The following is a 24424-nucleotide window of genomic DNA, read 5'->3' as shown; positions in this document are numbered from 1 at the left end:
ACAAGCATAAACAATAAAATTGACTACCGGGGGAGCCTTTTGCTACCCCGATATCATTTACTGAGCTTATGGCTGATAAACCCCAACCCCAATCTCATTTTCTTTGCGGGTTCGGGCAATCACCGAGGCAGGGGACTCGACAATCCGTAGGCCCATTTCTTCTTCGGTACGTACTAACTTACCGCGCAAAGAGTTAGGACGGACTTCGGTGATTTCTACATCAACAAATTTGCCGACCATATCCGGGGTACCTTCAAAATTAACCACACGGTTATTTTCGGTACGTCCTGATAGCTCCATGATACTTTTACGAGACGTTCCTTCCACCAATATCCGCTGCACGGTCCCTAACATGCGACGGCTCCAGGCCATGGCCTGCTGGCTGATACGATCCTGAAGAATATAGAGACGCTGTTTTTTCTCTTCTTCCGGAACATCGTCCACCATATCGGCTGCCGGGGTACCTGGACGGGCAGAGAAGATAAAGCTGTAGCTCATATCAAAATTCACATCAGCGATAAGTTTCATTGTTTGTTCAAAGTCTTGCTGGGTTTCCCCAGGGAAACCGACAATAAAGTCAGAGCTGACTTGAATGTCTGGACGAGCAGCACGAAGTTTGCGAATGATCGCTTTATATTCCAACCCGGTATGGGTACGGCTCATCATATTCAGGACACGATCAGAGCCGCTTTGAACAGGTAAGTGCAGGAAGCTTACCAGTTCAGGGGTATCCCGATAGACTTCGATAATATCGTCTGTGAACTCAATAGGGTGGCTGGTGGTGAAGCGAATACGGTCAATGCCGTCGATTGCCGCGACCAGGCGTAGCAGTTCGGCAAAGCTTCCCAGTTCACCATCAAATAATGGGCCACGCCATGCGTTGACGTTTTGACCTAACAGATTGACCTCACGGACACCTTGGGCGGCCAGTTGTGCGATTTCAAACAGAATATCGTCACAAGGACGGCTGACTTCTTCACCACGGGTGTAAGGCACCACACAGTAAGTACAATATTTGTTACAGCCTTCCATAATCGAGACGAATGCCGTTGGTCCTTCGGCGCGAGGTTCTGGCAGGCGGTCAAATTTTTCAATTTCAGGGAAACTGACATCCACCACGGGGCTACGGGTGCCACGAACCTGGTTAATCATCTCAGGCAGACGGTGCAGCGTCTGTGGGCCAAAAATAATGTCAACATAGCTGGCACGCTGACGAATATGGGCCCCCTCTTGTGAGGCGACACAACCGCCGACACCAATGATAACGTCAGGTCTGGTTGCTTTGATAAGCCGCCAGCGACCTAGTTGGTGGAATACTTTTTCCTGGGCTTTTTCACGGATAGAACACGTATTCAGGAGAAGAACATCAGCCTCTTCTGGATTTTCTGTTAGCGTAAAGCCGTGAGTGCTGTCCAGGAGATCGGCCATCTTTGATGAATCGTACTCGTTCATCTGACAGCCCCAGGTTTTTATATGAAGTTTTTGGGTCATCGACTTGTCATTGCTCAGGTGTAGCCAAGAGTTAAGCCGTATAGTGTAATGCTTTGACGCGGATGTGACCAGCCTGAGAAAAGCCAGTAGAATTAACTCAGGCAAATTAAGGATAAACATCATGAAAGATCAACCCATTGAAGTCGCCGTTGTCGGTGGCGGTATGGTCGGCGCGGCTGCGGCTCTGGGCCTCGCAAATAGCGGTTTTAACGTTGCGGTGATTGAACATCAAGCACCGGCGGCCTTTCAGCCAGATAGTCCACCAGATGTGCGAATTTCTGCACTTGGCGTACAGTCTGTGGCGTTATTACAGTCTTTAGGCATTTGGCAGCATGTTCTTTTGATGCGTGCTCACCCTTATCGCCGCCTGGAAACCTGGGAGTGGGAGCGTGCTCACGTTAGTTTTGATGCCAATGAGCTGGGCATATCTGAACTGGGTTATATGGTCGAAAATCGGGTTCTGCAGTCTGCACTTTGGCAGGCGCTGGAGAACCACCCTAAAGTGACGCTATTTTGTCCTGCTCAGTTAAGCCAGATATATCGCACGGATCCTGGCTGGAGACTGCATTTTGCAAAAGGAGAGATACTGGATGTGCCGATGGTTGTGGGGGCTGACGGTGCAAATTCACAAATCCGTCAGTGGGCAGGTATTGGTATCCATGCCTGGCAGTATCACCAGTCTTGTATGTTAATCACGGTTGAGTGTGATGATGCTCCCGGAGATAGCACCTGGCAGCACTTTACGCCGACAGGGCCTCATGCATTTTTACCCCTGTATGAAAACTGGGCATCGTTAGTCTGGTATGACGAACCAGCACGTATTCGCCAGTTACAGGGTATGAATATGGCCCAGTTACAGAAGAGTATTACCAGCCACTTTCCATCACGGCTGGGGGCTGTGAGACCTGTGGCCAGTGGGGCATTTCCTTTAACCCGTCGTCACGCACTCAGCTATGTCAAACCCGGTCTGGCATTGGTCGGTGATGCTGCCCACACTATCCATCCCCTCGCCGGGCAGGGAGTGAATCTTGGATATCGGGATGTGCAGGCGTTATTGAATGTGATGACCCGCGCACGAAGTGAGGGGGAGCAGTGGGCAGGCCTGGATGTGTTACGGCGTTATCAGTCCCAACGTCGGGGCGACAACTTACTGATGCAGACGGGTATGGATTTCTTCTATGCGGGTTTTGGTAATGATCTGCCCCCCGTGCGCGCGCTACGTAATCTGGGGCTGATGGCCGCACAGCGAGCCGGTAAACTGAAACAGCAAGCATTAAAATACGCGCTAGGGCTGTAAGTATCGCCAGCAGGGTGTACAAGCCCTGCACATCAAAAACTGAATCAGCAAATAGCAAAAAAGCCTGCATTAGCAGGCTTCTTTAATATGGCTGGGGTACGAGGATTCGAACCTCGGAATGCTGGAATCAGAATCCAGTGCCTTACCGCTTGGCGATACCCCAAGAGCAATGCTCGCAGGTGCAAACATACAAAATATTGGCTGGGGTACGAGGATTCGAACCTCGGAATGCTGGAATCAGAATCCAGTGCCTTACCGCTTGGCGATACCCCAATCATAAAACTAAATCTGTTCAGTCTTAAACTGAAAATGGTGGCTACGACGGGATTCGAACCTGTGACCCCATCATTATGAGTGATGTGCTCTAACCAGCTGAGCTACGTAGCCATCTCAATTACGCATCACCTTATCGGCGTTGCGGGGCGCATTATGCTAAGTTGACCGTACAGCGTCAACAAATTTTTTCCGGAAAGGCTACGGAAAATGCTCATTTGCCTGACTTGCGAACAGCTTGATGGAATAATCTACAATCTTTGCCGCTATTGTCAGATATTCAGGTTAATAAATACCGTTTTTATCTTGAGTCTGTCTGTAAAAAAGAGGGCGTGATCATAGCGGGGACGTAAACAATAACAGGAAATGTCATGTGTTTTTACGGGGAAAAGAAAAAAGGCTAACCGTTTTGCATTGTGCAACGGTTAACCTTTTTCTCATGGTAGCTAATTAGTAAGCAGACTGATGCACACCAACGGCACGTCCTGATGGATCGTTCATCGCTTTGAAGGATTCATCCCATTCAATGGCTTTCGCTGAAGAGCAGGCTACTGACGGCCCCCCAGGGACACACTTAGCGGCATCCGCCAGTGGGAACAGTTCTTCAAAAATTTCACGGTACAAATAAGCCTCTTTAGACACTGGCGTATTGTAGGGGAAGCGATAGCTGGCGGTGGCTAATTGCTGATCAGTGACCTGCGCTGCTGCCACCTCTTTCAGGCTGTCAATCCAGCTATAACCTACACCATCAGAGAACTGCTCTTTCTGACGCCATGCAATACTGGCGGGTAAATAGGACTCAAAACATTCACGCAAGATGTGTTTTTCGATTTTACCGTTACCACACATCTTATCTTGTGGGTTAATACGCATGGCTACATCAAGAAACGCTTTATCCAGGAATGGTACACGGGCTTCTACACCCCAGGCTGACATTGCTTTGTTGGCGCGAGCACAGTCAAACATATGCAGGGCCTGTAACTTACGCACGGTTTCCTCGTGGAGTTCTTTGGCATCCGGGGCTTTATGGAAGTAGAGATAACCACCAAACACCTCGTCAGACCCTTCACCAGAAAGGACCATTTTAATGCCCATTGCTTTGATTTTGCGTGACATCAAGTACATTGGCGTGGACGCGCGGATCGTGGTCACATCATAGGTTTCAATGTGATAAATCACATCACGGATCGCATCCAGCCCTTCCTGAACAGTAAAGTGAATTTCATGGTGAACGGTACCCAAATGATTAGCCACTTCCTGGGCGGCTTTCAGATCGGGAGAGCCTGCCAGACCGACGGCGAAGGAGTGCAGTTGAGGCCACCAGGCTTCGCTGCGTTCATCATCTTCAACACGGCGTGCGGCAAATTTTTTGGTAATGGCAGAAATAACAGACGAGTCCAGCCCACCTGACAGCAGCACACCGTAAGGCACATCCGACATTAAATGGCTCTTGACTGATTCTTCCAGTGCCTGGCGAAGATCTTCCCTGTTGGTGACATTATCTTTTACGGCATCATAACTAAACCAGTCACGTTGGTAGTAAGAGCGAATTTCGCCATCTTCACTGGACAGGTAACTCCCTGCTGGAAACTCCTGAATAGACCGGCAGACTGGCACCAGGGCTTTCATTTCTGATGCGACATAGAAGTTGCCGTGTTCATCATGCCCCATATAGAGGGGAATAATACCAATATGGTCACGCCCAATCAGGTAGGTATCTTTTTCACTGTCATAGAGAATAAAGGCAAACATCCCTTGCAGATCATCAAGAAATGCGGCGCCTTTTTCCTGGTACAGCGCCAGGATGACTTCACAGTCTGAACCGGTCTGGAAGGTGTATTTATCTTTATATTCTGCACGTAGTTGCTGATGGTTATAAATTTCACCGTTGACGGCCAGGATATGTGTTTTGGCTGGGTTATATAGTGGTTGAGCGCCAGCATTGATATCAACAATCGACAGGCGTTCATGCACCAGAATCGCTTTTTCACTGTCATAAACACCGGACCAGTCCGGGCCACGGTGGCGCATGAGACGTGATAATTCCAGGGCTTTTTTACGTAACTCAACGCTATCTGTTTTGATATCCAGTATGCCAAAAATTGAACACATAATACTTCTCCGTAACACTGATCTGAGCGATTAATTCGATTTGGGAATCATCTAATTATTTAGCAATTTCCCTATGTCATTTATTAATAAAAATGCGCAATTACTGAGGTAAATGCAATGCTTTTTACCCGCTATTGAAAGATATTTGAAAGTGACTGCTGATTAATGAAAAAAAACGATAAACAGGGGGCCAAAATTAGCGATTCACTAATTTTTTAACGAAATCTATAGGGAAATATCAATAAGGGGAGAATAAAGCATGACTATCAATAAAAACGCCGGCAAGTGTCGCCGGCGACTGATGTCAGAAAAGGTCGATATCGGCGACAGAAGGGTAAATCCAGCTCGGGCGGAAGGGGACGGCGTCGATATCCGCCAATGTAGATACCCCTGAAAGTACCAGAATCGTTTCCAGACCAGCCTGAAAACCAGCCAGAATATCGGTACGCAGATTGTCTCCGACAATGACCGTGTCTTCAGAGTGAGCCTGAATTTTATTGAGCGCGGCACGAATGATCAACGGGCTGGGTTTCCCCACATAAAAGGGCTCGTGGCCGGAAATTTTCTCTATGCCGGCACAAAGCGCGCCACAGGCGGGAGAAAAGCCATGGCCGTGGGTATCTGGATTGGTCGCAATAAACCGAGCACCATTGGCAACAAAATAGGCGGCCTTGTACATCATGTCCCAGTTAAAAGAGCGGGTTTCACCGACAATGACGAAGTCCGGGTTAATATCGGTAATAGTAAAACCTGCCTTATAGAGCTCATGAATCAGTGCCCCTTCCCCTACGACATAGGCTTTTTTTCCTTCCTGACGGCGTAAGAAGTCTGCAGTCGCCATGGCAGAGGTATAAAACATGCTATCCGGGACATCGATACCTGCAGAAGCAAAACGGTTGGACAAGTCCTGCCCGGTTTGAGAAGGGTAGTTAGTCAGCATGATGAGCGGCATCCCTTTCTCCTGGATACGCTCAAGGAACTCTTTGGCTCCCGGTACGGCGACGTTGTCGTGCATGAGGACACCGTCGATATCACAAATTACATTTTTTATAGTGGTCATCAGATCATGGCTCACGGCAAAGAAGTCGGTAACTATAGCGCAAAATGTCTGGCGTGATTGGGATATTAGTTATCCAGCAAACGTAGCAGCAACATACCATTTAACATCGAGCGTTTAACTAAAGCAAAGGCACCAATTGCTGAACGATCATCAAGCTGAGAGCATACCACGGGCATGTCCTGGCGAAATGCATTCAGCACTTGGGTATTAATACACTGTTTAATGGCGGGAAGAATGATCTTTTCCGCGGCGGTTATTTCCCCCGCCAGTACCACTTTTTGTGGGTTAAATAAGTTAATGGCCATAGCAAACGCTTTACCGAGATGACGCCCGACATATTCCAGTACTTCACAGGCCAGGGTATCTCCTTTGTTGGCGGCTTTGCAGATGGCATTAATACCACAGTCATCAAGTGTCAGACGGCTCTTATAGCCCTGTTCCAGTAGGTGGCGGACACGTTGTTCAATGGCGGCATTCGCGGCAATGGTTTCAAGGCAACCAAAATTCCCACAATGGCAACGTTCTCCTAATGGATCGACCTGAATATGGCCTATTTCGCCAACATTGCCATTACGGCCGAGGAATATTTTGCCGTTGGCTAAAATACCGGCACCGGTTCCCCGGTGGACACGCACCAGGATGGCATCCTCACAATCCTGAGTTGCCCCAAAATAATGCTCCGCCAGGGCCAGGCTACGAATATCGTGGCCGACGAAACAGGTGACACTGAAACGCTCCTTCAGCGCGGCAGAAAGGGACCAGTGATTAACCTTGATGTGCGGCATGTAGTGCACGATACCACTGTCAGAATCAACCAGGCCGGGTAAGATGACAGAGATAGCGATTAATTCACGAATCTTACGGGCGTTGTTATCAATAAACTGATTAATAGCATTAAATAACGCGTCTTCCAGTGTTTCCTGGCGCTTCTCAGGCAACGCAACGTGTTCTTCTGCCAGAGATTTTGCACTGAGATTAAATAACGTCAGGGTGGCATCATACCGACCTAAACGTACCCCGATAGCCTGGAAATTACGGGTTTCGGTAACAATGGAGATCGCGCGTCTGCCTCCCGTGGATGCCTGTTGATCCACTTCTTTAATCAGCCCTCTTTCGATTAAATAACGGGTGATCTTGGTAACACTGGCGGGGGCAAGCTGGCTCTGTTCGGCTATCTGAATACGTGAAATAGGGCCATGCTGATCAATAAGACGATAGACTGCTGCACTATTTAACTGTTTTACGAGATCAATATTGCCAATCGGTGCTTGTCCGCCAGTAACCATTCGATTTACTCAGTGATGACCTCGTTACCATTAACGATGGTCTTGATTATTTTATAATCGTGGGTAAACACCGTCAGGTTAGCGACCTTACCCTCTTCCAGGGTTCCCAACTGTTTATCCACGCCGATAGCCCGGGCAGGGTAGAGGGTTGCCATGCGCAATGCTTCATCCAGAGCAATGCCCACATGTTCAACCAAATTACTGACCCCTTCAATCATTGTCAGAGCCGAGCCACTGAGTGTGCCATTCTCATCTACACACAGGCCATTACGATAGTATATTGTTTTACCAGCAAAAATGAACTGGTCTATATGTGCACCAGCAGGCGCCGTGGCATCGGTTACCAGGCAGAGTTTATTGCCTTTGATACGTTTTGCTGTGCGAATATTGGCGTAATCAACATGTAAGCCATCGGCGATAACACCGCAGTATATCTCTTCAGAATCAAAGATAGCACCAGTCAAGCCTGGCTCACGCCCGGTCAGATAAGGCATGGCATTGAACAGATGGGTGGCAAAGGTGATACCCGAACGGAATCCAATTTTTGCCTGTTTTGCCGTGGAATTTGAGTGGCCGGCAGAAACGATAATTCCCGCAGCGACCAGACGGCGAATAACGTCAGGCTCCACCTCTTCCGGTGCCAGGGTCACTTTCGTGATCACATCTGCATTCTGGCACAAAAAGTCGACCAAGTGTGGCTCAGGCTGACGAATATACGCCGGATTATGCGTTCCTTTTTTTGCCAGACTGATCCATGGGCCTTCAAGGTGCAGGCCGAGTGCCTGGTTCTGATGCTTACTCAGATACTCCCGCATCACTTGCACGCCCTGCATCATCAGTTCATCGCTACAGGTAATCAGGGTCGGCAGAAAACTGGTGCAGCCAGAACGTTCGTTAGCACGCTGCATGGTTTCCAGTGTTGCGAGGGAAACGGCATCAGGACTGTCATTAAACTGAACGCCCCCACAGCCGTTTAATTGCACATCAATAAAACCAGGGGCAATGATTGCCCCTCCCACATGACGGGTTTCAATACCAGCGGGTAAGGCGTCAACAGGAGTGATCTGCTGAATTTGGCCGTCAGCAATGACAACAGCCTGACCATCCAAAATATCATGGCCGGTATAAATACGGCCGTGGGTTAAAGCGTACATAAGTTACCCCGGTAAAAAGATGTCTACAGCGATTGAATATTTTCTGCTTCCAGTTCATTGAAGTACTTCAATGTTTTTACTTTCAGTTCCATGGTGGATGGCTCGTCGCAGACGATGATCGCTTTCGGGTGCAACTGCAGACAACTGATGGTCCACATATGGTTCACGTTTCCTTCAACTGCGGCTTGCAACGCCAGGGCTTTCACACTGCCGAGCACCAGGATCATGACTTCTTCTGCATCCAGCAGTGTGCCAACACCAACGGTCAGGGCATATTTAGGTACCTGATTTACATCACCGTCAAAAAAGCGTGAATTTGCCACACGAGTTTCATGTGTCAGCGTTTTAATGCGAGTACGTGAAGCTAAAGAAGAGGCGGGTTCATTAAAAGCGATGTGACCATCGTTACCTACGCCCCCCATAAACAGATTAATTTTCCCGTAACTGCGAATTTTTTCTTCATAGCGACGACATTCAGCATCGAAATCATCCACACAGCCATTAAGTAAGTTAATGTTTTCTGCAGGAATGTCTACATGATCGAAAAAGTTCCGATGCATAAAAGTGTAGTAACTTTCTGGGTGGTCTTTGGGCAGGCCGACATACTCGTCCATATTGAACGTGACCACATGTTTGAAACTGACCTGGCCTGATTTATGCATCTCAATGAGTGCCTTATATGCCTCTAAGGGTGTTCCCCCGGTCGGTAATCCTAAAACGAAAGGGCGGTCAGCGGTAGGGTTGAAGGCATTAATACGATTGACGATATGGCGGGCAGCCCATTTGCCGACTTGAGATGGTGTTGCTAAAGGGATCAGTCTCATCATTTACCTCAAAAGTTAGATATGAACAGAAATCATTGCTACAGGGGTATCTGTTTTCAAGATAGTCCGTATCATAATGACTGGCGTATAAATCGAGTCATGCTGATTTTTTTAATCATAAAATAAGTTTTATTTAATAGCCAGATTGTAGGGGGGGTAAAAGCGATACTTGGTGATATTTATCACAAAACATCGTGAATTAATTTGCGATACAAATTAATTTTTCTCACACTGCAACACGTGATGTTAAACGTCGGCATGCAGTAAACATTGCCTAACAATAAAAAGAGTGCTTTGAGCAAACCGTATACGGGGCCTCATAGGGGGAATAAACAGTGAGTATACTAGGTTATTTACAACGCGTAGGCCGTGCACTGATGGTGCCAGTGGCAACACTGCCGGCGGCAGCAATACTAATGGGGGTTGGTTACTGGATCGATCCTGTTGCATGGGGGGGAGGCAACGCTCTCGCGGCTTTCTTCATTAAGTCCGGTTCGGCAATTATTGATAATATGTCGGTACTGTTTGCGATTGGTGTCGCATACGGTATGTCAAAAGATAAAGACGGTGCAGCAGCTCTGACGGGGTTTGTGGGGTTCCTTGTACTGACCACACTCTGTTCACCTGCCACGGTGGAAATGATTCAAAAAATTCCGGCGGATCAGGTTCCGGCGGCTTTTGGTAAAATTAATAACCAATTTGTAGGGATCCTGGTAGGGATTATTTCTGCGGAGCTTTATAACCGTTTTAGTGGTGTGGAACTGCCTAAAGCTCTCTCTTTCTTCAGTGGTCGTCGTCTGGTTCCTATCCTCACTTCGTTTGTGATGATCCTGGTGGCTTTCATCATGATGTATGTTTGGCCCATTATTTTTGATGGTCTGGTTAACTTTGGTGAGCATATCCAGAAAATGGGCTCTGTGGGGGCGGGTATTTATGCCTTCTTTAACCGTCTGTTAATTCCGGTTGGTTTGCACCATGCTCTGAACTCCGTATTCTGGTTTGATGTGGCCGGGATTAATGACATACCGAATTTCCTGGGCGGGGCACAATCCATTGAAGCGGGCAAAGCCATTCCGGGGATCACCGGACGTTATCAGGCAGGCTTTTTCCCTATTATGATGTTCGGCCTGCCAGGGGCTGCATTGGCGATTTACCACTGCGCACGCCCGGAGAATAAAGCAAAAGTGGGCGGCATCATGCTGGCAGCAGCATTTGCGGCCTTCTTTACCGGGATTACTGAGCCGCTTGAATTTTCCTTTATGTTCGTTGCGCCTGTTTTGTATGTTATCCATGCCTTCCTGACTGGGGTTTCCGTCTTTATTGCGGCGACAATGCACTGGATTGCCGGTTTCGGTTTCTCCGCAGGGCTGGTGGATATGGTGCTTTCTTCCCGTAACCCACTGGCAACCCATTGGTGGATGCTGGTTCCTCAAGGTATTGCGTTCTTTGTGCTTTACTACGTGATATTCCGTTTCGTGATCAAAAAATTCAATCTGTTTACACCAGGCCGTGAATTGGCTGTGGCGGGTAACGAAGAAGACGGTCAGGATGTGAATTTAAGCCATGCTGAGTTGAATAAAGACAATGCTACGGGCCTGGCTCGCGAATATATCGCCGCGGTGGGCGGTTCGGATAACCTGACGAATATTGATGCCTGTATTACACGTCTGCGTTTAACCGTGAAAGATTCTTCGCACGTTAATGAAGCACGAGTAAAACGGCTGGGTGCCACGGGGGTTATTCGTCTGAATAAAACCAGCGTGCAAATCATTGTCGGCTTCGCGGCTGAGAAAATTGCTAATGCAATGAAAACCGTGGGCCATGTGAAAGAGGCTGATCTGGCAGACAGCCAACAGGCTGCTCCGGTAGCAGCAAATGTTCAGGCAGAGCCTAACGTTGGCACCGTTACCGTGGTGACCCTGGTTTCTCCTGTGACGGGTAATGTGGTTGCCCTGGATCAGGTACCTGATGAAGCCTTTGCCAGTAAAGCGGTGGGTGATGGGGTTGCGATTAAACCAACGGGTAAGGTTGTGGTTTCGCCGGCCGCAGGAACCCTTGTGAAAATTTTCAATACTAACCATGCGTTTTGCCTGGAAACATCACAAGGTGCTGAAATTATTGTACATATGGGACTTGATACCGTCGAACTCAACGGCAAAGGCTTCACGCGGTTGGCTGAAGAAGGGGCGGAGGTCACTGCAGGGCAACCGATTCTGGAAATGGATCTCGACTTCCTGAATACTCATGCTCGTTCCATGATAAGCCCAGTCGTGTGTAGCAATATTGATGATTTCGGCGGCCTGGTAATGAAAGCCGGCAGTGAGGTTGTTGCAGGCCAAAGCCCACTGTATGAGATCAAAAGTAAGTAGCTTCCTCTGATGGCGTGCTTCTTGCCCGTCGTCAGGCAGTGAAAAAAGAGGGGAAAAATGCGTTTTTTCCCTCTTTATCATTAACGTAGAAATTGTAATAAATTTTTTTTGTTAACTGATGCCTGTTAAACCAAAGGCAGCTCAAGGTTTCTCATCGTCCTTTCGGCTGACATTTTGCACGTTTTTTTGATAGCAGAATGTGTTTGCTGGCCACTATCCCGGCTTTTCAGCAATGCTATTCGTTTTTCATCCGCCCTCTGATACGCAAATTAAATTATTTAAGGCATTAAAGGTTGTTTCCCGTTGCGGGTTATAAGATCATATGCAGTTAATAAGAGAAGACTATGCTTTGAGGAACCCGCAATGAGTGAGGCAGAAGCCCGCCCAAGTAACTTTATCCGTCAGATAATCGATGAAGATTTGGCGAACGGTAAGCATACCCAGATTTGTACTCGTTTTCCGCCTGAACCGAATGGCTATTTGCACATTGGTCATGCCAAATCTATTTGTCTGAATTTTGGTATTGCTCAGGATTATCACGGGCAGTGCAATCTGCGTTTTGATGATACTAACCCGGTAAAAGAAGATATCGAATACGTTGAGTCCATCAAGCGCGACGTAGAGTGGCTGGGTTTTCATTGGTCAGGTGATATTCGCTATTCCTCTGATTATTTCGATATGCTGTTTAACTACGCTATTGAACTGATCAATAAAGGGCTGGCTTATGTGGATGAGCTGTCGCCAGAACAAATTCGTGAATATCGTGGCACTCTCACAAGCCCGGGCAAGAATAGTCCTTACCGTGACCGTACTGTTGAAGAGAACCTGGCGCTGTTTGAAAAAATGCGGAAGGGTGAGTTTGCCGAAGGTAGTGCCTGCTTACGTGCAAAAATCGATATGGCCTCGCCTTTTATCGTGCTGCGTGATCCGGTTCTCTATCGTGTGAAGTTTGCAGAGCATCATCAGACGGGCAACAAGTGGTGTATCTACCCAATGTATGACTTTACGCATTGTATTTCCGATGCGCTCGAAGGCATTACACACTCCCTCTGTACGCTGGAATTCCAGGATAACCGCCGTCTTTATGACTGGGTACTGGATAACATTACTATCCAGGCCCATCCTCGCCAGTACGAGTTTTCTCGCCTTAACCTTGAATATGCCATCATGTCCAAGCGTAAGCTGAACCTCCTGGTGACGGAAAAGATCGTTGAGGGCTGGGATGACCCGCGGATGCCAACCATTTCTGGTCTGCGTCGCCGCGGTTACACAGCGGCTTCTATTCGTGAGTTCTGCAAACGTATCGGTATCACCAAGCAGGATAATACTGTCGAAATGGCCTCCCTGGAGTCCTGTATTCGTGATGATCTGAACGAAAGTGCACCCCGTGCCATGGCGGTTCTGGATCCGGTAAAAGTGATTATCGAGAACTATCCCCAAGGGGAAGCGTTACTGATAACGATGCCAAATCATCCGAACAAACCAGAAATGGGGACCCGTGAGGTGCCATTCAGTCGGGATATTTATATCGACAGGGCGGATTTCCGGGAAGAGGCGAATAAACAGTACAAGCGTCTGGTACTGGGCAAAGAAGTCCGCCTGCGTAATGCTTATGTGATTAAAGCTGAACGTGTAGAGAAAGATGAACAGGGTAATATTACCGAGATTTATTGCTCATATGATCCAGAAACACTGAGCAAAGATCCGCAAGATGGGCGTAAAGTAAAAGGCGTTATTCACTGGGTGAGTGCCGCGCATGCGCTGCCGATTGAGATTCGTTTATACGATCGTCTATTCAGCGTTGCTAACCCCGGGGCTGCGGAGGACTTCCTCTCTACCATTAATCCTGAATCACTGGTGATTAAACAAGGTTTTGCTGAACCTGGTCTGCAGAATGCGGAACAAGGTAAGCCTTATCAGTTTGAGCGTGAGGGTTACTTCTGCCTTGATACTCATTATGGCAGTGCAGATAAACCGGTATTTAACCGTACCGTTGGTCTGCGTGATACCTGGGCAAAAACCGGCCAGTAAATAGCGTTCATAGCGTTGAAGAAAGCTGTAACGGATCAACTCTGTTGCAGCTTTTTTTATTCTGTCAGTAAGGAAAAGGTGAAATAAGCGCAAAGGGCAAAATAAAAAACCGGAACAATTTGCAGATGCAGGAACCGGTTTTTACTCTAACAGGCAGGATGATGCAGGACGCTATGCCAGGGGCTTATTTATTGATGTCGTCGTGAGCATGTTCATTGGTACGACAATCACCTTCTTTACAGTGACCATAGAGATACAGACTATGGTTAGTCAGGCGAATACCATGACGTGACGCGATTTCACGCTGACGCTGTTCAATTGAGTCATCACTGAATTCAATGACTTTTCCGCAATCAAGGCAGATCAAGTGATCATGGTGATGCTGTTGAGTCAGTTCAAAAACAGACTTCCCACCTTCAAAATTATGGCGGGTGACAATGCCCGCGTCATCAAACTGGTTGAGCACGCGGTAGACTGTTGCCAGGCCGATTTCTTCACCCATATCAATCAGGCGTTTATATAAATCTTCCGCACTGACATGGTGATTATCCGGTTCTTGTAACACTTCGAGGATTTTTAATCGTGGAAGCGTGACTTTCAAGCCGGCCTTTTTTAATGCGGTATTGTTGTCAGTCATGCGGAAATTTTCCTGTTGCTTAACGATTCGCTCAGAATGCAGTGAGCGTTAAGAGTCGTGGTTATCATTATAGAGTCGTGCGTTCAAAATGTGAACTGCTACTGTAAGGTAAAATATAGCTGAAAAATCATGACGCTATAGTGATTCATCGCTAGTTTCAGTTAATTAGCTAGTGGGTATTGTACAAGGATAAACAAGAAAGTTACAAACATGTAGCAATTATTTTCATCGCTAAAAGCTATCAAAATGGCGCAAAATTTATTTTGCGCCCTTTGCGTCAGGCATTGATGATGCTGTCGAGATTCAATTCATCAGCAACCTGTTGGGTCCATTTCGCAACACGCTCTGCGGTTAACTCTGGTTGACGATCTTCATCAATAGCAAGGCCGAGAAAGTGATCATCGTCAGCAAGACCTTTTGACGCTTCAAAGTGGTAACCCGCCGTTGGCCAGTGACCCACAATGACGGCACCGTTAGGCTCAATGATGTCACGAATGGTGCCAAGTGCATCGCAGAAATATTCTGCATAATCTTCCTGATCGCCACAGCCAAACAGTGCCACTAACTTACCGTTGAAGTCGATCTCTTCAAGTGTAGGGAAGAAATCATCCCAGTCACACTGGGCCTCACCATAATACCAGGTAGGGATACCTAACAGCAGGATGTCAAAACCTTCAAGATCTTCTTTGCTGCATTTAGCGATGTCATGCACTTCTGCAACATCTTTACCAAGTTGCTTTTGAATCATTTTAGCGATGTTTTCGGTATTACCCGTATCACTGCCGAAAAAAATGCCTACGATTGCCATGAGTAAGATAACCTCTTGAAACTTAATTTAATGTCGGCTGTTCATGCCTATACTTGGGGCAATCATAGCAGAATAGCCCAGTGGCTTAAACGAGTATTGAATCGGTGTGCACAGTCTGCAACATCATGCACGACGAAAACGCGTTTCTGTTAAGCGACTAATCCAGCTTCTTAAGCTGCATCAGCAGTATTTCTTCAATCAATTCACTACGACTTAGCGCACGCAATTCAGTCAGTTGATTCAGAGCATCAACTGCCTCGCCACTTAATTTTAGCTCGACGCGTTTGAATCCACGTACTTTATCGCGCTTTAGCTGATTACGTTTGTTAATACGTAACTGTTCGTCGCGTGAAAGTGGATTCGTTTTAGGTCTTCCAGGGCGACGCTCGTCTGCGAACAGATCTAATGTAGTACGGTCCGTTTGTTCTTTTGCCATGATTAGGGTACTGACAGGAAAGTCTGATGCACGAGCAGGGTGCCATGGTGCATTTTAGCGCGCCATCATACATTAGCGCGCCAGTTCAGCCAATGTGTTCGCACCCTGAGCCATTCACTCGCTCTTTTTTTAATCAACCCTGGGTTGCTGCACCAAGAAAACGATGAATGACGCGCAAAACCGCATCGGGTTTTTCAGCGTGAACCCAATGCCCCGCGCCAGAAACGACATAAGCCTGGGATTGAGGAAATTGTTTAAGTAGCTCATCACGGTAGCGTTCTTCAATATAAGGTGAATTTCCCCCACGAATAAACAGTATCGGATGTGGCCAGGCTGGCACCGGTTGCCAGCCAATAATATTCTCGTATCTGGCTTCGAGTACCGGAACATTGAATCGCCACTCTCCTTGATGAAATGACTTAAGTAAAAACTGGATCACTTCGGCTTCACTAATATAGCGTTTCATTATTTCGGTGGCCTGCGGGCGTGTTGTGGCCCCAGCTTCGGTAACCGCATGAAGTGCAGTAAAGATTTCCCGATGCCGATGCTCACTGTAAGCCACAGGGGCAATATCGATAATCACCAGTTTTTCGACGCGTTCTGGGGCGAGGGCGGTTAGTGCCATGGCCACTTTACCTCCCATAGAATGACCAATAATGATCACTTTATCCATGCCGGCAGCATCCAGGGTATCGAGTATATCTGCCGCCATTGCAGGGTAATTCATTTCGTCGCTGCGTGGTGATAACCCGTGGTTACGCAGGTCGACCTGTAACAGTGTATAGGTTTGGCTGAGATCACGAGCCAGTATGCCAAGGTTGTCGAGGCTGCCGAAAAGGCCATGTATCAGGACAATGGGGTAATTATTGTTCGATTGTTGAGCTGTTTGCAGACGGGCATTTAATTTCATGGCAAAGATCTTTATTTTGATACGTTTTGTTAGAGTATCATGAAGCTATTACTATGAGTACGCGGCAAATATTTCACCAAGTCAGGTTCCGCGTCACCTGTTAACCTACCCCCCGTTGGGTTTTAGTCTTATAATCCCCGTCAATGGGGTCAAAAATAAAGCGTACCGGATTAAGATGAAAACAATCGAAGTTGATGACGAGCTGTATCGCTACATTGCCAGCCATACTCAGCATATTGGTGAGAGCGCGTCCGATATTTTACGGCGCATGCTTAAGTTTACTGCCGGTCAGGTTTCTGTGGTGCCTGTTGTGGCTGATAAAAATGAAACCACGCCTGAGGATAAACCGGTAAATATGGCCCGTCAGCGTGTTCGTGCGCTGCGTGAGCTACTGCTTTCCGATGAGTATGCTGTGCAAAATAAAGCGGTGAATCGTTTCATGATGATTCTCTCCATACTTTATCAACTGGATGCGAAGGCCTTCGGTGAGGCGACAGAATCGCTGCATGGGCGCACGCGTGTCTATTTTGCAGGCAATGAGCAAACGTTGCTGGCTAATGGTAATCACACCAAGCCCAAACATATTCCAGGCACCCCATATTGGGTGATCACTAATACCAATACTGGCCGTAAGTGCAGCATGGTAGAGCATATTATGCAATCAATGCAGTTCCCTGCAGAACTGATTGAGAAGGTTTGCGGTACCATTTAAAACTCGCCGTCAGTAAGGAATAATCAATGGCTAACGACAAGCGCGCAGGTCAGCCTGCACAACAAAGTGATTTGATTAACGTAGCTCAACTTACAGCGCAGTATTACGTGCTGAAACCCGACGTCAACAACGCTGACCACCAGGTAAAATTTGGTACTTCTGGTCACCGCGGTAGTTCAGTACGTCACAGTTTTAATGAGCCACATATCCTGGCCATTGCGCAGGCGATTGCCGAAGAACGGGCTAAAAATGGTATTACCGGTCCGTGCTATGTGGGTAAAGACACGCATGCCCTGTCAGAGCCGGCCTTTATCTCGGTACTGGAAGTGCTGGCAGCGAATGGGGTGACGGTGATAGTGCAGGAAGATAATGGTTTTACGCCGACGCCTGCTATTTCCCACGCGATTCTCGAGCATAACAAGCATGCCACCGTACTGGCTGACGGCATTGTGATAACCCCATCCCATAATCCTCCTGATGACGGTGGGATTAAGTATAACCCCTCAAACGGTGGGCCTGCTGACACTAACGTGACCAGCGTGATTGAAAAACGCGCCAACGAATTATTAGCCCAAAATCTCAACGGGGTGAAGCGTCTGACTCTGGATGCGGCTTTGGCCAGTGGTTTTGTGAAACAACAAGACTTGGTCCAGCCGTTTATTGAAGGGCTGGTCGACATCATTGATATGGGTGGTATTCAGAAAGCGGGTTTAACGTTGGGCGTTGATCCCCTGGGCGGTTCTGGTATCGAGTACTGGAAACGTATTGCCAGTCACTACAACCTGAATTTAACCCTGGTTAATGATTCTGTTGATCAGACTTTCCGCTTTATGCATCTTGATAAAGACGGCGCTATCAGGATGGACTGTTCATCTGAATGTGCCATGGCGGGATTGCTGGCGCTGCGTGACAAGTTTGACCTGGCTTTTGCCAATGACCCGGATTACGACCGCCACGGCATTGTCACTCCAGACGGGCTGATGAATCCAAACCACTATTTAGCAGTAGCGATTAACTACCTGTTCCAGCACCGTCCTCAATGGAAGGCCGATGTGGCAGTAGGTAAAACGCTGGTTTCCTCTGCAATGATTGACCGTGTTGTTGATGACTTGGGGCGCAAGCTGGTAGAAGTCCCTGTGGGTTTCAAATGGTTTGTTGATGGTTTGTTTGATGGCAGTTTAGGGTTCGGTGGCGAAGAGAGTGCGGGAGCCTCATTCCTGCGATTCGATGGCACACCATGGTCGACGGATAAAGACGGCATTATTATGTGCTTACTGGCAGCGGAAATTACCGCTGTGACGGGTAAAAACCCGCAGCAACACTATAACGAACTGGCTAAACGCTTTGGTTCCCCAAGCTATAATCGCCTGCAGGCGCCGGCGACACGGGCACAAAAAGCGGCGCTATCCAAGCTGTCTCCTGAAATGGTCAGTGCTGACACACTGGCGGGCGATCCTATTATTGCGCGCCTGACCACCGCCCCTGGTAATGGTGCATCGATTGGTGGTTTGAAGGTGATGACGAAAAATGGCTGGTTTGCCGCGCGCCCATCAGGCACCGAAGATGCTTATAAAATTTATTGTGAAAGTTTCTTAGGGGCTGAACATCGCCTGAAAATTGAAAAAGAAGCTGTTGATATTGTCAGCGAAGTACTTAAAAACGCAAAATAATACTCACATGCGAGAGACTGAAAAGGCACCTGCGGGTGCCTTTTTTATGCCAGTAAAAGCGCTTATCCCAGGGCGACCATCAACGCTCCCCCGGTAATCAGTGCGATGCCTATACCGGCAATCAGTGACACCTTTTCGCCAAATAAAATGACCGCCAGCACGACGGCAAAGACCACACTCAGCTTATCAATCGGTGCGACTTTGGATACTTCACCACTTTTAATCGCCATAAAATAGAAAAGCCATGAGAGGGCGCCAGCAACGCCACTGAGCACAATGAACAACAGGGCTTTTTTATCGGCAAAGACGGTGCTCACCAGATTCAGCTTGCCTTGAATAACCACCACACCCACCAAAAATAAAGCCATAACAATGGCACGAATCGCCGTGGCCGTGTTGGCATCAAGATGTTGCAGACCGATTTTACCAAAAATTGCAACCAAAGCCGCACTGGCGGCCGATAGTAGCGCGTAAAACAACCAGGCGCTCATGATGATATTCCCTAATGAGTCGTGAGTGATTTATTTATAACATAAAGCCGTGACATGGTCTGGTTTCCATACATGAACATTTTTTTCAGTATTGATAATGCACCATCACCCGGGACAGGAGGCCTGGTCTGTAAACGCAAAGAATTCATTCCTGCAAGAATAAATGCATCTTTCTGGTCGGATGAGTGGTCATGGCTGTTTTTTTAGGCTATGATTTTTATCAGGTAACAAGTCTCTGTTTTTCGCTCTTTGCTGCAGGCATATTTTCTTTCTGGCGGGTATTTTTGTTTTTATTTTTATCAAATAAAACAATAGGAAAGCCGCTGTGTGAGCCATAACAAGCAACTGGCGCGAAAACCATTCGTAAACTGGAGGGAGGTTCCTGTGTCTCTATACCAAACTTATCCTGCATGGCTGGTCATTTTACGTCGATTGTTTGCCGTCACGGTGGGCGTTATCGCACTACCGGGTATGTTATTCTGGAAAGACCGGGCGCGATTTTACAGCTATTTGCACCGTGTCTGGTCGAAAACCAGTGATAAACCTGTATGGATGGATCAGGCAGAAGCCGCTGCGGGTGATTCTTACTAAGTGATAAACTAACCACAGGGCTGCACCTGAAACGGGCGCAGGCCTGTTTTATGTATCCCTCTTCTTTTCTTATCTTTCATCCTGTTATGCGCTGCTATCAGACAGATGCCATACACTATGGCAATATATTGTCATTGTTCTTTTTATTCAGCCGACAATCTTGCCGTTTTTGAACCGTTAAACGGCTTAAATCCAGGGGCAGGAAAACAGGAGCACTATGACAACCCATTTAGTTTGGTTTCGTAATGACTTACGTGTGCACGACAACTATGCATTATCCGCAGCATGCCGTTCGCCGGATGCGCAGGTTCTGGCATTATTTATTGCAACCCCGGAACAATGGCGAGCACACAATATGGCTCCCCGCCAGGCGGAGTATATTAACCAGCATCTGAATGCCCTTGGAATACAGCTGGCTGAGAGAGGTATTACCCTGCATATCAGGCAACAAACCGATTTTTCTGCCGCAATTGAAGAGGTGAAGCAGTTCTGTCAGCAGCACGGTGTAGACACCCTGTTTTATAATTACCAGTATGAGCTCAATGAGCGTGAGCGGGATGCCCGCCTTGAACGTGAACTGGATGGCCAGGTTGTTTGTCAGGGGTTTGATGACAGCCTGCTGCTGGCACCGGGAACGGTCGTCACGGGCAATGGTGAGATGTATAAAGTTTTCACCCCCTTTAGCCGGGCGTTTATTAAGCGGCTTAAAGAACAATTACCGGAGTGTGTTGCTGCCCCCGCTGTGCGTGGCGGCAGGCTGACCTTCACCCCTTGCGAACTCGACTATCCACGACGCGCTTTTAATCCACTACGTTTCCCTGTGGATGAACGGGGGGCGATTTCACATCTTCGTACTTTTTGCCAGAATACCGTGGCCAATTATGGTGAGCAGCGAGACTTTCCGGCGATGAATGGTACCAGCAGCCTGTCAGCCCCACTGGCTATTGGTGTGCTCTCCCCCAGGCAGTGCCTGTATCGGCTATTGAAAGAACACCCCAGCGCTCTTGACGGCGACAGTGGTGCCAGTATCTGGCTGAATGAGCTGATTTGGCGCGAGTTTTATCGCCATCTTTTGGTCGCTTATCCCCGTCTCTGCCGTTATCGCCCATTTATTCAGTGGACAGACAACGTTCGCTGGAATCACAATCCCGAAGCGCTAAATGCCTGGCAGCAAGGTAAAACCGGTTACCCAATAGTGGATGCTGCCATGCGTCAGCTCAATGAAACGGGCTGGATGCATAATCGCCTGCGTATGGTGGTGGCGAGCTTTCTGGTTAAAGACCTGCTTATCGACTGGCGGGAAGGGGAACGTTATTTTATGTCTCAGTTGATTGATGGTGATCTGGCCGCGAACAATGGTGGCTGGCAGTGGGCGGCCTCAACCGGGACAGATGCAGCCCCTTACTTTCGTATTTTTAACCCAACCACCCAGGGACAACGATTTGACAGTGACGGGAGTTTTATCCGTCACTGGCTCCCTGAACTGGCAACCGTGCCGGGTAAACATATCCATATTCCTTGGGAATGGGCCGATAAACAGCGACAAATACTCGACTATCCACGACCCATTGTCGATCATAAACAAGCGCGTGTTGCCACCCTCGCAGCTTACGAAGCCGCACGTCAATAGATAAGAGATACCTCATGAAAAATAGCGAACTGGAGCGTCTGATTAATGAAAAACTTAACAGCAATGCCATCAGCGACTTTGCTCCTAATGGCTTACAGGTAGAAGGACGGGAAGATGTTCATAAAATTATTACTGGTGTAACCGCGAGCCAGGCACTACTGGATGAGGCGGTACGGCAGGAAGCCGATGCGATAATCGTTCACCACGGTTATTTCTGGAAAAGCGAACCTGCAGTGATCCGTGGCATGAAACGACGTCGGCTGAAAACATTGCTGGCGCATGATATCAACCTGTATGGCTGGCATCTGCCACTGGATATGCATCCCCAGCTGGGGAATAACGCCCAGCTGGGGCAATTACTGGGTATTGAACATCAGGGCGAAATTGACCCGCTGGTGCCATGGGGCGTTTTCCCCACTGCGTTATCCGGTATTGAACTGGCCTCCTGGCTGGAAATACGTCTGGGACGTACCCCGCTATGGTGTGGTGATACCGGGCCGGATAAGATCCATCGTGTTGCCTGGTGTACAGGAGGAGGGCAAGGATTTATTGATAATGCAGCCCGTTTCGGGGTGGATGCTTTCATTACCGGTGAGGTATCTGAACAGACGATTCACTCGGCACGGGAACAGGGGCTGCATTTTTATGCCGCCGGGCATCATGCCACAGAACGGGGCGGTATTCAGGCATTAGGGGATTGGCTCAATAGTGAGACAGACCTTGACGTGACCTTTATTGATATTCCCAATCCCGCCTGACCGGGGGGAAAGCAGGAGAGGCGCTGGAGTAATGCTGGCGACTTTCCTTGATCAGGTGAAACCGGTTTACACATTATTTGCCAGGAGAATACCATGCCTGAAGGCCCTGAAATACGCCGGGCGGCGGATAGTCTTGAGCGGGCGGTTGCGGGACATCCACTGACCCGTGTCTGGTTTGCCTATGAAGAATTGAAACCTTTCACCGAGATGCTGGTGGGGAAAAGTATTGAGCGCATTGAAACCCGTGGCAAAGCGATGCTGACGCATTTTTCCAATGGGTTAACGCTTTACACCCACAACCAGTTGTACGGTGTCTGGCGTATTGTCGACGCGGGGGAAACACCACAAAGCTCCAGGGTGTTACGGGTAAGACTGGAAACGGCGGATAAAGCGATACTGCTCTATAGTGCCTCTGATATTGAAATCGTTGAGCAGTCACAACTTGGCCAGCAGCCATTTCTGAAGCGGCTGGGGCCTGATGTACTGGACGATAGTTTGACAATCGGGAGCGTTAAAGAACGGATACTGTCTGCCAGTTTTCGCCGTCGACAACTCGGCTCCCTGATGCTGGATCAGGCTTTTCTGGCCGGCCCTGGTAACTACTTGCGAGCCGAGATCCTCTGGGAAGCTGAAATTGCGCCACGGCACTGTGCTGGCGATTTGGATGATGATGCACTGGATCGGCTGGCACAGGCAATACTTGATGTTCCGCGTCGCTCTTATCTGACCCGCGGTGAGAGCTCGAACAGCAAACATCACGGCACGCTATTTCGTTTCCGGGTGTTTCACCGGGCGGGAGAGCCTTGTGAACGTTGTTTTAACATAATAGAAAAAATAACCTTATCTTCAAGACCCTTTTACTGGTGCCCTCACTGTCAGAAATAACCAGCCAGCATGGGTATCCTTCCGGGGTCAGGAATGACCTGGCCTCTGAAGGTTTTTTTTAATTCCGGGGTGTCAATCGTCAAGCTGAATATATAATCATTTGTTATGTTATTGCTATATTATCAGCCGATATTTGAAACCGCTGCCTGATGACTTTTTGCTACGGTTCATCTTTCAAAATATCAGCGATGGTAATCGCTGAGTGGGAAAACGTTAAAAATAATATGCAAGCAATGCGGTTTTATTATTTCCTCTGTGTCATTGAACATCGTGATTTATGATATACAGCTCGCGCAAGAGGCAGGTAATATGTATTTTAGTTGTTGCTTTATGTAATCAATGATATTTGTTCTCACCTGGGGTTTTAATTTTAAGATGGGTGGCAATATTATATTAGATATGGAACGTCTCACAGGGCGGATGAAAAGGAGAAGTTATCATGAAACTGGAATTATCTAATGATACTGCAAAAGTGAGAGTGTCAGAAAACACATCTTATAGTAAGCATCAGTCATCAACGAGTACACATCCTTCCGATGGCATCAGTGGAGTATCGAATAGTCCGGTTCAGATTACCCCCGGTGTCACGGCCAGTTCAGTGAAAAAAAAGAGCGTGAAATTCGACAGGTTTGTTAATTTTTTTTATTTTAATCACGTTATTGATGATAATCAGGATGGCTGTTACACCGGACAAAAATTATCTCTTATCGAACGTTGCTACAGGCAGGAGATGGATAAACAAGCCAGAATGAATGGGTTATCTTTTGCCGCCGGGCACCATGGTTTTCGGGATGGTCCAATGAATTATAACCACGGGTTGGCATTGTGTGAATATGCGAAGTTGTAGTGATAATAATAGATTATATATACCGGGTGGTTTTTACTGTCAGAGATAATTCTATCGCCAGCGCAGCCGTCTTAAGCTTGTTAATATTAGTTTTGTACCACCGGTTTTAATGGTCAGTCATCTCAGTTACGTTAATGTAATTAAGGGAAAAC

General features: G+C 47.8%; 21 protein-coding genes and 3 tRNA genes. 10 read left to right on the top strand and 14 right to left on the bottom strand.

Annotated features, from left to right (window positions below; translation table 11 throughout):
• Positions 1 to 66 precede the first annotated feature (66 nt).
• Complete coding sequence (gene miaB, locus JK154_RS09545) at positions 67 to 1491, bottom strand: tRNA (N6-isopentenyl adenosine(37)-C2)-methylthiotransferase MiaB (protein WP_211992318.1); 1425 nt, start codon at positions 1489 to 1491, stop codon at positions 67 to 69.
• 121 nt (positions 1492 to 1612) lie between these two features.
• Here miaB and ubiF point away from each other — a divergent pair, with 121 nt between their 5' ends.
• Complete coding sequence (gene ubiF / locus JK154_RS09540; protein WP_211992317.1) at positions 1613 to 2788, top strand: 3-demethoxyubiquinol 3-hydroxylase; 1176 nt, start codon at positions 1613 to 1615, stop codon at positions 2786 to 2788.
• A gap of 88 nt (positions 2789 to 2876) precedes the next feature.
• Here ubiF and JK154_RS09535 read toward each other — a convergent pair.
• The 8 genes from JK154_RS09535 to nagB all read right to left on the bottom strand — a co-directional run bounded on the left by JK154_RS09535 (position 2877) and on the right by nagB (position 9497).
• Positions 2877 to 2951 (bottom strand) — tRNA-Gln (locus tag JK154_RS09535).
• 35 nt (positions 2952 to 2986) lie between these two features.
• Positions 2987 to 3061: transfer RNA gene (locus JK154_RS09530), tRNA-Gln, on the bottom strand.
• A 37-nt stretch (positions 3062 to 3098) separates the two neighbouring features.
• Positions 3099 to 3175 (bottom strand) — tRNA-Met (locus JK154_RS09525).
• A 336-nt stretch (positions 3176 to 3511) separates the two neighbouring features.
• Positions 3512 to 5173 carry an asparagine synthase B gene (asnB, locus tag JK154_RS09520; protein ID WP_211992316.1) on the bottom strand — a complete coding sequence of 554 codons (1662 nt, stop codon included), beginning with the start codon at positions 5171 to 5173 and terminating at the stop codon, positions 3512 to 3514.
• A 304-nt stretch (positions 5174 to 5477) separates the two neighbouring features.
• Positions 5478 to 6233: an HAD-IIA family hydrolase gene (locus JK154_RS09515; protein ID WP_211992315.1), complete on the bottom strand. Its 756-nt coding sequence runs from the start codon at positions 6231 to 6233 to the stop codon at positions 5478 to 5480.
• A gap of 65 nt (positions 6234 to 6298) precedes the next feature.
• The gene (locus tag JK154_RS09510; protein ID WP_211992314.1) at positions 6299 to 7519 is read right to left on the bottom strand and encodes an N-acetylglucosamine repressor; all 1221 of its coding nucleotides are present in this window, start codon (positions 7517 to 7519) and stop codon (positions 6299 to 6301) included.
• Between the two features lie 5 nt (positions 7520 to 7524).
• Positions 7525 to 8673 carry an N-acetylglucosamine-6-phosphate deacetylase gene (gene nagA / locus JK154_RS09505; protein ID WP_211992313.1) on the bottom strand — a complete coding sequence of 383 codons (1149 nt, stop codon included), beginning with the start codon at positions 8671 to 8673 and terminating at the stop codon, positions 7525 to 7527.
• A 23-nt stretch (positions 8674 to 8696) separates the two neighbouring features.
• Positions 8697 to 9497 (bottom strand): glucosamine-6-phosphate deaminase, encoded by an 801-nt coding sequence (gene nagB, locus JK154_RS09500; RefSeq protein ID WP_211992533.1) that lies wholly within the window; start codon positions 9495 to 9497, stop codon positions 8697 to 8699.
• 335 nt (positions 9498 to 9832) lie between these two features.
• Here nagB and nagE point away from each other — a divergent pair, with 335 nt between their 5' ends.
• Together nagE and glnS are read left to right on the top strand one after the other, a co-directional pair.
• Complete coding sequence (gene nagE, locus JK154_RS09495; RefSeq protein WP_211992311.1) at positions 9833 to 11866, top strand: N-acetylglucosamine-specific PTS transporter subunit IIBC; 2034 nt, start codon at positions 9833 to 9835, stop codon at positions 11864 to 11866.
• 363 nt (positions 11867 to 12229) lie between these two features.
• Complete coding sequence (glnS, locus tag JK154_RS09490) at positions 12230 to 13897, top strand: glutamine--tRNA ligase (protein ID WP_211992309.1); 1668 nt, start codon at positions 12230 to 12232, stop codon at positions 13895 to 13897.
• 184 nt (positions 13898 to 14081) lie between these two features.
• Here glnS and fur read toward each other — a convergent pair whose 3' ends face one another.
• The 4 genes from fur to ybfF form a co-directional block, all read right to left on the bottom strand.
• Complete coding sequence (gene fur, locus JK154_RS09485; RefSeq protein WP_211992308.1) at positions 14082 to 14534, bottom strand: ferric iron uptake transcriptional regulator; 453 nt, start codon at positions 14532 to 14534, stop codon at positions 14082 to 14084.
• 277 nt (positions 14535 to 14811) lie between these two features.
• Complete coding sequence (gene fldA / locus JK154_RS09480) at positions 14812 to 15342, bottom strand: flavodoxin FldA (RefSeq protein WP_211992307.1); 531 nt, start codon at positions 15340 to 15342, stop codon at positions 14812 to 14814.
• 157 nt (positions 15343 to 15499) lie between these two features.
• Positions 15500 to 15778 carry a LexA regulated protein gene (gene ybfE / locus JK154_RS09475; protein WP_211992305.1) on the bottom strand — a complete coding sequence of 93 codons (279 nt, stop codon included), beginning with the start codon at positions 15776 to 15778 and terminating at the stop codon, positions 15500 to 15502.
• A gap of 133 nt (positions 15779 to 15911) precedes the next feature.
• Positions 15912 to 16688, bottom strand: coding sequence for an esterase (gene ybfF, locus JK154_RS09470; protein ID WP_211992303.1), 777 nt, complete (start codon positions 16686 to 16688; stop codon positions 15912 to 15914).
• Between the two features lie 175 nt (positions 16689 to 16863).
• Between ybfF and seqA the strand changes: the two genes are divergently transcribed.
• Together seqA and pgm are read left to right on the top strand one after the other, a co-directional pair.
• Positions 16864 to 17400 (top strand): replication initiation negative regulator SeqA, encoded by a 537-nt coding sequence (gene seqA, locus JK154_RS09465; RefSeq protein WP_211992302.1) that lies wholly within the window; start codon positions 16864 to 16866, stop codon positions 17398 to 17400.
• A 26-nt stretch (positions 17401 to 17426) separates the two neighbouring features.
• On the top strand, positions 17427 to 19070 hold the full coding sequence (gene pgm, locus JK154_RS09460) for a phosphoglucomutase (alpha-D-glucose-1,6-bisphosphate-dependent) (protein WP_211992301.1): 1644 nt from the start codon (positions 17427 to 17429) through the stop codon (positions 19068 to 19070).
• Between the two features lie 62 nt (positions 19071 to 19132).
• Here the strand turns inward: pgm and JK154_RS09455 are convergent, their stop codons facing one another.
• Complete coding sequence (locus JK154_RS09455) at positions 19133 to 19561, bottom strand: EamA family transporter (protein WP_211992299.1); 429 nt, start codon at positions 19559 to 19561, stop codon at positions 19133 to 19135.
• 384 nt (positions 19562 to 19945) lie between these two features.
• Here JK154_RS09455 and JK154_RS09450 point away from each other — a divergent pair, with 384 nt between their 5' ends.
• The 5 genes from JK154_RS09450 (at position 19946) to JK154_RS09430 (ending at position 24272) form a co-directional block, all read left to right on the top strand.
• Complete coding sequence (locus tag JK154_RS09450) at positions 19946 to 20152, top strand: YbfA family protein (protein ID WP_211992298.1); 207 nt, start codon at positions 19946 to 19948, stop codon at positions 20150 to 20152.
• A gap of 217 nt (positions 20153 to 20369) precedes the next feature.
• The gene (phrB, locus tag JK154_RS09445) at positions 20370 to 21782 is read left to right on the top strand and encodes a deoxyribodipyrimidine photo-lyase (protein WP_211992297.1); all 1413 of its coding nucleotides are present in this window, start codon (positions 20370 to 20372) and stop codon (positions 21780 to 21782) included.
• A 14-nt stretch (positions 21783 to 21796) separates the two neighbouring features.
• Positions 21797 to 22540, top strand: coding sequence for a type 2 GTP cyclohydrolase I (locus tag JK154_RS09440; RefSeq protein WP_211992296.1), 744 nt, complete (start codon positions 21797 to 21799; stop codon positions 22538 to 22540).
• Positions 22541 to 22633: 93 nt separating this feature from the next.
• Entirely contained in the window at positions 22634 to 23425 is a 792-nt protein-coding gene (gene nei, locus JK154_RS09435; protein ID WP_211992295.1) for an endonuclease VIII, read from the top strand.
• Positions 23426 to 23864: 439 nt separating this feature from the next.
• Entirely contained in the window at positions 23865 to 24272 is a 408-nt protein-coding gene (locus JK154_RS09430; protein ID WP_211992294.1) for a hypothetical protein, read from the top strand.
• The last annotated feature ends 152 nt before the right edge of the window (positions 24273 to 24424 follow it).

The organism is Citrobacter sp. JGM124, from assembly GCF_018257795.1.
Classification (GTDB): domain Bacteria; phylum Pseudomonadota; class Gammaproteobacteria; order Enterobacterales; family Enterobacteriaceae; genus JGM124.
The sequence above is the reverse complement of the archived record's forward strand: the minus strand, read 5'-3'. Positions and strand labels throughout refer to the sequence as shown.